The 952-nt window shown below is 59.2% G+C and carries 1 protein-coding gene; it reads right to left on the bottom strand.

Features of this window, described 5'->3' with window-relative positions; all coding sequences use genetic code 11:
• A partial coding sequence (locus L692_RS0101835) for a MutS-related protein (RefSeq protein ID WP_025696674.1) occupies positions 1 to 952 on the bottom strand: 952 nt, incomplete at both ends.

Genomic DNA, 952 nt, shown 5'->3' with positions numbered 1-952 from the left:
CCTGCGCCATGATGCAGATCAGGGCCACCTGGCGCATATAGGTGCTTTTTCCCGCCATGTTCGGGCCGGTGATCAGCGAGATCCTGCCGTCGTCCTGCGTGAGACGGCTGCCGTTGGCGATAAAGGAAGCATCCTTCAGCACCGCCTCGACGACGGGATGACGCCCGCCTTCAATCTTCAAATCATATCCTTCGGTCAGCGTCGGCTTCACGAAGCGCTGCTCCGCGCTGACCGCCGCAAGACTCTGGTATACGTCGATTTCGGCCACTTTCTCCGCCAGACTCTGCAGTCTCGGAATCTGCGAGCTTAACCGTTCGCGCAGCTCGCTGAACAGGCTGTATTCCAGATCGGTCATTTTATCCTGCGCTTCCAGAATCAGGGCTTCCTTCTCCTTCAGCTCGGGAGTCACGAAGCGCTCCGCGTTGGCGAGCGTCTGCTTGCGTTCATACCGCCCTTCCGGCAGGGAGGCCAGATTGGAACGGGTAATTTCGATATAATAGCCGAATACCTTGTTGTATCCGATCTTCAGCGACTTGATTCCCGTAGCCAGGCGCTCCCTCGCCTCCAGCTCGGCAATCCAGCGTTTGCCGCTGCTGCTTGCCTCTCTAAGCTCGTCCAGCCGGGCATGATAGCCTGGCCGGATAAGCCCCCCGTCGCGGACGGATACGGGCGGATCGTCGACAATAGCCCGTTCAATATCTTCGCGAAGGTCGGCGCATTCGTCAATCCCTTCGCCGATTTCCCGCAGCGTGGAGGAGCCCGATGCGAGGCATGCGGCCTTAAGCTCCGGAATCTGCGCCAGCGACAGCTTCAGGGCGTTCAGATCGCGGCCGTTTGCGCTGCCGTATGCGACGCGTCCGGTGAGGCGTTCCAGGTCGTAAATTTCTTTCAGCGCCTGGCGCAAATCCTCGCGGACAATGTACTGGTTGTACAAATAATCGACGGCCTCCAG

Origin of the sequence: Paenibacillus forsythiae T98, from assembly GCF_000520735.1 — a bacterium.
Classification (GTDB): Bacteria; Bacillota; Bacilli; order Paenibacillales; family Paenibacillaceae; genus Paenibacillus_AQ; species Paenibacillus_AQ forsythiae.
This window is presented reverse-complemented; position numbering and strand designations above follow the sequence as displayed.